Origin of the sequence: Acinetobacter sp. Lyrl_1, assembly GCF_051948795.1 — a bacterium.
Classification (GTDB): Bacteria; Pseudomonadota; Gammaproteobacteria; order Pseudomonadales; family Moraxellaceae; genus Acinetobacter; species Acinetobacter towneri.
The window spans coordinates 1-8,415 of the sequence record NZ_JAYJLK010000061.1; the positions used below are offsets into that span (position 1 = coordinate 1).

Genomic DNA, 8,415 nt, shown 5'->3' on the forward strand with positions numbered 1-8,415 from the left:
GTGTAGATCGCGTCAATATGCAAAAAACCTTAATCCCTGAAAATGTACGCGCGGGTATTCATAAAATAGAAAAAACCGTACAGCATATTCTTGATTAAATCTTAATAATCAGTTCATAATATGTCCGACTGTTATTTATATGTAGAGTAGTAGATTTTTTATTGACGCTTCGGTTTGATAAAAATAGAATGAATCTGCTTAATTTAATAACTGAATATAAAAAGCATAGTTTTTGGAGTAAGTATGATGCCTGATATTAGCAATTTGTCTGTAGAACAGTTAAAGCGTTTACAAGCTGAAGCGGAAGCATTAATTGCCACGAAAAAAGATCAAGCAATTGAAGATGCCTATAATCAAATTTTAGCGATTGCAGACAATTTGGGTTTAAGCATTGAGCAGATTTTGGAAGTTGGCGAAAGCAAGCGTAAGAAAAGCCCACGTAAAACTGTAGCGCCACGTTATCGTAGCAAAATCAATTCTACAGATACTTGGACTGGTCGTGGTAAAAAACCACGCTGGTTAGTCGCTGAATTAGAAAAAGGCGCAAAACTTGAAGATTTTCTAATCTAAGCTTCATCAATTTGTCATTGATTTGACTTAGAGTTCAAAAACCAAGCAATACGGCTTGGTTTTTTTATCTGTATCAATTGGCGACGCCGAAAAAGTGTGCATAATGTGTGAGTGTTATAAAAAGTCATTCATAGAAAAATTAGTAAGGTTGGTCGTGGTGGCATGATAAAGAAACCCAAATACATCACGTGGTGGATTTTCGCCCTCATTGCATCTTTGTTTTTTGTGTTATTACAAATTCCAGCAGCGTGGTTAATTTCAAAATTTTATAAAAATAATCAGACCTTACATAATGTGAGTGGCAATATCTGGAAGGGACAAGCCGATTGGCACAATGGACAGTTACGTGGTTCTTTAAGTTGGAATACACGTCCTTTAGATTTGGTTTTATTGCGTGTCGCTGCCGATGTTGAAGTACACAGTGGTAATACTAAACTCGAAGGCATTGTTGGCTATCGTTTTGGTAGCGTCTTGGTGCAATCTTTAGATGGGCAAGTTGCGCCAGAAACCTTAAAAAGTATTGTGAATTGGCAGTGGCCAAGTAATGCGATTCAACTCAAAGACATTCATTTGAATTTTAAAAAACAGCAAGGCTTCACCAAAGCCAAAGGACAACTGCAGTGGGCGGGTGGCGAATTGCTGTATCGTTTTGCTCAGCGCCAAGACCGTATGAATATCCCTGCGTTAAAAGGCAGTTTGTCCGATGAAAATGGCAAACTGTTATTTGATATTCGCGATCAACGTGAACAAAAAATGCTGAATATTGCGCTTGATCAAAGCTTGATGCTAGATGTGCAACTCACGCAACGCTTATTGATGAATATCGCCTCTTATGAAGGCAAAGCGGGCTTAGATACCTATGTGATCAGCACTCGCCAACCTCTATTAAAAGGAGGTTTCTAATGCGTACACTCTCTGAACGATTAGGGAATTTGCACTGGAAGCAGTTTGATCGTGCTGCGCCAGTATTTTTAGCTTTTTTGATTTTGTATCTGTGTTGGAAACTGGCGAGTTTATTTTGGTGGGTTGTTGCGCCGCCCCAAGTCATGCAAATTGATCGGGTGGAGTTGGGTTCACAGCAACCACAAATCCCGAATATTACCTCCTTTGCATTGTTTCAAGAACTTGGACGCAGCAACACTGCCGATGATCAATTAAATATGACTTTGCAAGGTGTAGTGGTTGGGCAGCCGAGTCAGTTTTCTTCTGCGGTCATTAAAGTGAATGAGGTGGCAGAGCGTTACCGTGTGGGTGATGTGATTGATTTGAGTCAGTACCAATTGGCAGAAGTCTACTGGGATCGGGTGATTTTACGTCATAGCAGTGGCGCGACGCGTGAAGTATTGTTTAAAGGTATTGAAAATGGTTTAAATCAACCTATCGCACCTTTAATTCCAAGTGGTAATCAAGCTCCTGTAACTGCACCTACGCAGTCCGCACAACCGAATAATGCCATTGGACAGGCAGTGCAGCGCATACAGGAAGATCGCGAACAATACTTAAAAGAGATGGGTGTTGAAGCAAATACGGGCAATGGTTATGAAGTGACTACACGTACGCCAGCCGCTTTAAGAAATAAACTGGGTTTACAGCCAGGTGACCGTATTTTGTCTTTAAATGGGCAAAACGTCGGGCAAGGACAAAGCGATGCACAATTGCTTGAACAGGCACGTCGTGAAGGTCAAGTGAAATTAGAAATAAAACGTGGTGATCAAGTGATGACCATACAACAAAATTTTTAAATGGATCGGCATCGTAACTACATGCAGAGACATATTTAGGGTTAGGAAACACAGTAGATTATGGCTTTATTGAATTATGAGCGTCCATTTTGGGCATTACTGGCTGCTGCACCGCTTGTTGCAATGGTGAGTACTGCAAGTCATGCGCAAACCTGGAAAATTAATTTACGTGATGCGGACTTAACTGCATTTATTAATGAAGTGGCCGATATTACGGGCAAGAACTTTGCAGTCGATCCGCGTGTGCGTGGCAATGTCACGGTGATTTCCAACAAAGCCCTGAATAAAAATGAAGTCTATGACCTGTTTTTAGGCGTATTGAATGTGAATGGTGTGGTGGCAATACCATCAGGCAATACCATTCGCCTTGTACCTGACAGCAATGTAAAAAGCTCAGGCATTCCCTATGATGGTCGTCAAAATGCGCGTGGTGACCAAATTGTAACGCGAGTGATTTGGCTAGAAAATACCAATGCCAATGACCTGATTCCTGCTTTACGTCCGCTCATGCCGCAGTTTGCGCATTTGTCTGCGGTCGGGGGCACCAATGCTCTAATCGTGTCTGATCGTGCCAGTAACATTTATCAGTTAGAAAGCATTATTCGTAACCTAGATGGTACGGGGCAAAATGACATTGAAGCGATTAGCCTGCAATCCAGTCAAGCCGAAGAAGTCATTGGCTTGCTTGAGTCGATGAGTTCGACAGGGGCAGCGAAAGATGTTAAAGGTTCGCGTGTGCGTATTGTGGCGGACAACCGTACCAATCGTATTATCATCAAAGGCGATACCGCAACACGTAAACGCATTCGTCAAATGATTGAAATGATGGATGTGCCTGCGGCAGATCGTTTGGGTGGTTTGAAGGTTTTTCGCTTGAAATATGCCAGTGCACAGAATTTAGCAGAAATATTGCAAGGTCTGGTTTCAGGACAGGCGGTGAGCAGCAGCTCTAATGCAAATAGCAACAGTAACAACAACAGTGCTAGTAATTTAAGCAGCACCAATAACAACACAGGTAATTCATCGACTATTTCCACCCCAAGTATTAATTTGGGTGGCAGCTCGAATAGCAACAATCAAAACAACATCACCAGTTTTAATGGTAATGGTGTCAGTATTATTGCCGATGGCTCGCAAAATGCTTTGGTGGTCAAAGCCGATCCGCAGTTGATGCGTGAAATTGAATCGGCCATTCAGCAACTAGATACCCGTCGTCAACAAGTGTTGATTGAAGCTGCGATTATAGAAGTGGAAGGTACCGATGCCGACCAATTGGGTGTGCAGTGGGCATTGGGCGATTTAAGCAGCGGTATCGGTCTAATTAATTTTGACAATATTGGTGCAAGTTTAAAAAATGTTGCTGCAGGCTATTTAACTGGTGGTGCAGCAGGCGCAGGCAGTGCGATTGGTGCAGGTACGTCATTGGTGTTGGGTGATTATCGTGAAGGTCGTGATGGTTCACGCAAGCTATATGGTGCGATGATTCAGGCCTTGAAGGAAAAAACCAAATCCAATTTATTGTCTACGCCATCTATTGTGACCATGGACAATGAAGAAGCCTATATTGTGGTTGGTGAAAACGTTCCTTTTGTAACAGGTTCATTATCTACCAATGGTGGTGTGGCAAATCCGTATACCACTATTGAACGTAAAGATGTCGGGGTTACTTTAAAAGTCGTGCCACATATTGGTGAAGGCGGAACACTACGCTTGGAAGTTGAACAAGAAGTGTCAGATGTCAAAGCCAATAAAGGTCAGGCGCAGGATTTAGTCACCAGCAAACGCGCAATTAAAACTTCTATTTTGGCCGAGCACGGACAAACCATTGTCTTAGGTGGCTTAATTTCTGATAACTCGGTTTATAGTCGTCAGGCTGTGCCAGGTTTGGGTGCTATTCCAGGGTTGGGGCGTTTATTCCGTTCCGATGGTCAATCTAATCAAAAACGTAATTTATTGATTTTTATTCACCCAACCATTGTGGGAGATAGTCAGGATATTCGCCGTATTTCGCAGCAGCGTTATAGCCAATTGTATAGCCTTCAGTTGGCAATGGATGCCGATGGTAGCTTTGCTAAACTGCCTGAGAATGTTAGCGATGTTTATCAGCAGCGTTTGCCTGTATCTCGAGTTGCGCCGCAAACAGGAACTTATCAAACCTTACCATCAGCAGTGTCTGCAAACCGCACAGCAACGGTGGTGAGCACCCCTGTTGCGATTGAGCCTGCGGTACAGCGCCAAAACGTAGTTTTGCCGCAGCAGGAAGTCAGCAAAACTAAAAATACAGTCACTACGACCACAATTCGCGCTACACCTTAATCGTATCCTGCGCAGATTGTGGTTGAGGGCATGTTATGATGTCGCCAAATCACACGAGAGAAGTTATTTATGACTTGGAAAATACAAGCAATTAGCGGTGAATTTACTGGCCAAGAAATTAGTATCGACCGTGATATGTTGGTGGGGCGTCATCAAAGTGCAGATTTGGTGCTGCAATCGGCAGAAATTTCACGTAAACATGCGGCTTTTTTACTTAAAGAACAAGCGCTGTATGTGCAAGATTTAAATTCTTCCAACGGCACTTTTGTAAATGATTTACGCATTGCCGATGAAACCTTACTTAAAGAAGGTGATATCGTCCAATTTGCCAGCTTAAAGTTTTCAGTATTTGCGCCTGCGGTTGAATTGGAACATGCGGCAGATGTCGCCGAAACTGCTGAAAAAGTCACAGCACAAACAGAAAAAACACCTGCACAGCAAATGAACGAGCAGGGAATGCCTGAATTGAATCAACGTGACAGTTCTGTGCAATTAAACAGTGATGGTATGCCGCAAGGCGTGGCAGTACCAAAACCAGCACCTATTCCAGAAGGCGTGGATATTCATGCAGTTCCAGCAGAGCCAACACCTGTGTCTGTCGAGCAGCCTGTTTCTCGTGTGGAACAAGAGAAAGAACAGCAAAAAAATGCTTCTGTTGGCTTGATTTCACTGATTGTCTTGGTGATTTTGGCAGTTTTGGCTTGGCTATTGTTTAAATAAGCAGCCTTTGCTTTACAATCAAGGCATGCGATCGCATGCCTTTGTTCATTTAGGGGGAAGAATGTCTATTGCTCAGCTTGATACACGTCAAGTCATTTTATTTGATTTAGATGGCACTTTGGTCGATTCTGCGACAGATTTATACCGCGCCATGAACATGAGTTTAAATGCACTGCAACTGCCTTTGGTAACACTGGAACAAGTGCGAACTTGGGTGGGGAAGGGAACTGCGGTATTTTGCAATAGTGTCTTATCGCACTTAATGGGCGAAGTTCATCCTGAACAGCAACAACAGCTACTGAACACCTTCTTAGAAATTTATAATGCCGATCCGTGTATCGACACACAACCATTCCCGGGCATTATTGAATTTTTGGACTGGGCAAAAGCACAACAAAAAACCTTAGTTTGTGTGACCAATAAACCTGAACTACCTGCTCGTGCCATTGTTGAAGCATTAGAGATGCAACACTATTTTGCTGATGTGATTGGTGGAGATCGCTTTGAGGAGCGTAAACCACACCCGCGTCAATTGCTGCATTGTGTTGAACATTATCAAGTGGAGAAGTCTCAAGTCTTGATGATTGGTGATTCTTCTAATGATGTTGAAGCCGCGCGTCGAGCGGGGATTGATTGTATTGTGGTCAGCTACGGCTATAATCATGGTGAGCCGATTGCCAATTGTCAGCCGCAACAAATTGTGGATAATTTAACTGAATTGTTAAATATTTAAGATTCAAAAATCAAATAATTTTACGCTAATTGCTATAAAGGATATCAATATGAGTCAGGCTGTAATGCCCATATTTCGATGGCGACGCTAGTCAATCTACAACCGTCCTTCACTTCGTCTTATCGAAAACATTGCTACATCGAAATATAGAGAGCTTCACATGACCACTCTGACTCAATTTGAACAACTTAAAGCAGCAGGCTACAACCTCATTCCTGTATATCGCCAGCGTTTGGCCGATACCGAAACTCCATTGTCGGTATTTGCACGTTTGAAGCAGCATCAACAAGCCTATTTGTTTGAGTCTGTAGAAGGTGGTGAAAACTGGGCACGTTATTCAATTATTGGTTTGGGTGAATCTACAGTTTTCTCCTGTAATGCGGGTGAACTCACCATCCAACATGCTGACGGTTCAATCGAAAAACAAACTTGTGCACAGCCGTTTCAGTATATCCGCGATTTTCAAGCGCAATTTAAAGTGCCTACGCAAGCTGACTTGCCTGAATTGCCAAGCTTTACAGGTGGTTTGGTGGGTTATTTTGGTTACGATGCAGTGCGTTATATCGAACCGCGTTTAAAAAACGTGCCTGCAGCAGATCCAGTCGGTTTGCCTGATATTTGGATGATGTTGTCTAAAACAGTCATCGTGTTTGATAACTTAAAAGATACCTTGTTCTTAATTGTGCATGCCGATGCAGCGCAGGCAGATGCTTATGACAAGGCACAACAACAACTCGATGCACTAGAAGAAATTTTAGCAACCCCGATTAGTCTAAAAGCAGAAAAACATACGCCACCACATTTTGAATCGCTTACAGGCAAAGAAAAATTCTTGGCGACCATTGATACCGTCAAAGAATACATTCGTGCAGGCGATGTTATGCAAGTGGTGCCTGGACATCGCATGGTGTCAGATTTTGATGGTGAGCCGTTACAGGTTTATCGTGCTTTGCGCCATCTCAACCCATCGCCGTACTTATTCTTGGTACAAGGCAAAACTTTGGGCGATGATCAGCCGTTTCATATTGTCGGCTCATCACCTGAAATTTTATCGCGTTTGGAAAATGGTATTGCCACTGTGCGTCCTTTAGCAGGTACACGCCCGCGCGGTAAAACCAAAGAAGAAGATTTGGCACTTGAGCAAGATTTGTTGTCGGATGAAAAAGAAATTGCCGAACACTTAATGCTGATTGACTTGGGGCGTAATGATGTCGGGCGTATCGCCAAAATTGGTAAAGTACAAGTGACTGATCAAATGGTGATCGAGCGTTATTCGCATGTCATGCATATTGTGTCCAATGTGCAAGGTGAAGTGCGTGACGATGTCGATGCTTTGGATGTTTTTCAGGCAACTTTCCCTGCAGGGACACTTTCGGGTGCACCAAAAATTCGTGCCATGGAAATTATTGATGAAGTTGAGCCTGTAAAACGTGGTGTTTTTGGTGGTGCTGTTGGTTATTTAGGCTGGCATGGCGAAATGGACATGTCGATTGCGATTCGTACCTGTGTTATTCGTCAAAATAAGGTCTATGTACAGGCAGGCGCAGGTCTAGTTGCGGACTCAAATCCTGAATCTGAATGGAATGAAACCCAAATAAAAGCTCGCGCAGTGATCAAAGCGGTTGAATTATCATCAAATGGATTGATTTTATGAGTTTTTAGCGTTTTTTTTGAAAAAAACACTTGCACGGATTTCAAGTTTTGCTAAACTGCACACCGTTCCGATACGAAACGTACGAAACACTAAGAAACGCCGGCATAGCTCAGTTGGTAGAGCAACTGACTTGTAATCAGTAGGTCCACAGTTCGAATCCGTGTGCCGGCACCATCTTAGGGAGTTTGAGTTGTTAAGTAAAGAACGAACACTGAGTAAGTGTGAAAATGGTGGGATTCCCGAGCGGTCAAAGGGAGCAGACTGTAACTCTGCCGCGTAAGCTTCGAAGGTTCGAATCCTTCTCCCACCACCATTAACTTCGATAGAAGTGGTAATTACCAACATAGATGCGGGAGTAGCTCAGTTGGTAGAGCGGCAGCCTTCCAAGCTGCATGTCGCGAGTTCGATCCTCGTCTCCCGCTCCATCGAAGGATTTGTCGCTCTTATAGCTCAGTGGTAGAGCACTCCCTTGGTAAGGGAGAGGTCTCGAGTTCAAATCTCGATAAGAGCTCCAGATACAGTTTAGCGATTATTCGCACAAGATTTTCAAAAAGCAGGCTTATTAGTCTGCTTTTCAAGTATTAGGTGTCTAGTTTTTTAGGCGATATGTCGGGGCAGAGTTTTACTCAGCATTGTGTTCGACGTAAACGAGGAAGATGAACATGGCTAAGGCTAAGTTT

General features: G+C 43.1%; 7 protein-coding genes and 4 tRNA genes. All 11 read left to right on the forward strand.

All coding sequences use genetic code 11. The features are described 5' to 3' along the window. Nucleotides 1-243 precede the first annotated feature (243 nt). The 11 genes from VF675_RS12855 to VF675_RS12905 all read left to right on the forward strand — a co-directional run bounded on the left by VF675_RS12855 (nt 244) and on the right by VF675_RS12905 (nt 8,249). Nucleotides 244-570: an H-NS histone family protein gene (locus VF675_RS12855; RefSeq protein WP_004975751.1), complete on the forward strand. Its 327-nt coding sequence runs from the start codon at nt 244-246 to the stop codon at nt 568-570. A gap of 162 nt (nt 571-732) precedes the next feature. Continuing rightward, nucleotides 733-1,473: a type II secretion system protein N gene (gene gspN / locus VF675_RS12860; protein WP_440205325.1), complete on the forward strand. Its 741-nt coding sequence runs from the start codon at nt 733-735 to the stop codon at nt 1,471-1,473. Further along, a complete protein-coding gene (locus VF675_RS12865) occupies nt 1,473-2,312 on the forward strand; it encodes a type II secretion system protein N (protein ID WP_004975757.1) in 840 nt (279 codons plus the stop codon). Before gspN ends, VF675_RS12865 begins: the two co-directional genes overlap by 1 nt. A 60-nt stretch (nt 2,313-2,372) precedes the next feature. After that, the gene (gene gspD / locus VF675_RS12870) at nt 2,373-4,628 is read left to right on the forward strand and encodes a type II secretion system secretin GspD (RefSeq protein WP_131260972.1); all 2,256 of its coding nucleotides are present in this window, start codon (nt 2,373-2,375) and stop codon (nt 4,626-4,628) included. 69 nt (nt 4,629-4,697) lie between these two features. Then, on the forward strand, nt 4,698-5,348 hold the full coding sequence (locus VF675_RS12875; protein WP_440205326.1) for an FHA domain-containing protein: 651 nt from the start codon (nt 4,698-4,700) through the stop codon (nt 5,346-5,348). Between the two features lie 61 nt (nt 5,349-5,409). After that, nucleotides 5,410-6,081, forward strand: coding sequence for a phosphoglycolate phosphatase (locus tag VF675_RS12880; RefSeq protein ID WP_004975764.1), 672 nt, complete (start codon nt 5,410-5,412; stop codon nt 6,079-6,081). A gap of 160 nt (nt 6,082-6,241) precedes the next feature. After that, nucleotides 6,242-7,735, forward strand: a complete 1,494-nt coding sequence (gene trpE / locus VF675_RS12885; protein ID WP_104852931.1) for an anthranilate synthase component I — start codon at nt 6,242-6,244, stop codon at nt 7,733-7,735. 98 nt (nt 7,736-7,833) lie between these two features. Further along, a tRNA-Thr gene (locus VF675_RS12890) sits at nt 7,834-7,909 on the forward strand. 55 nt (nt 7,910-7,964) lie between these two features. Next, nucleotides 7,965-8,048: transfer RNA gene (locus VF675_RS12895), tRNA-Tyr, on the forward strand. Nucleotides 8,049-8,084: 36 nt separating this feature from the next. After that, nucleotides 8,085-8,160: transfer RNA gene (locus tag VF675_RS12900), tRNA-Gly, on the forward strand. A 14-nt stretch (nt 8,161-8,174) separates the two neighbouring features. Then, nucleotides 8,175-8,249, forward strand: a tRNA-Thr gene (locus VF675_RS12905). Nucleotides 8,250-8,415: the final 166 nt, after the last annotated feature.

Coding starts and splice junctions, on each gene's coding strand:
- VF675_RS12855 (WP_004975751.1), top strand. CDS start 244: ATGATGCCTGATATTAGCAATTTGTCTGTAGAACAGTTAAAGCGTTTA.
- gspN (WP_440205325.1), top strand. CDS start 733: ATGATAAAGAAACCCAAATACATCACGTGGTGGATTTTCGCCCTCATT.
- VF675_RS12865 (WP_004975757.1), top strand. CDS start 1,473: ATGCGTACACTCTCTGAACGATTAGGGAATTTGCACTGGAAGCAGTTT.
- gspD (WP_131260972.1), top strand. CDS start 2,373: ATGGCTTTATTGAATTATGAGCGTCCATTTTGGGCATTACTGGCTGCT.
- VF675_RS12875 (WP_440205326.1), top strand. CDS start 4,698: ATGACTTGGAAAATACAAGCAATTAGCGGTGAATTTACTGGCCAAGAA.
- VF675_RS12880 (WP_004975764.1), top strand. CDS start 5,410: ATGTCTATTGCTCAGCTTGATACACGTCAAGTCATTTTATTTGATTTA.
- trpE (WP_104852931.1), top strand. CDS start 6,242: ATGACCACTCTGACTCAATTTGAACAACTTAAAGCAGCAGGCTACAAC.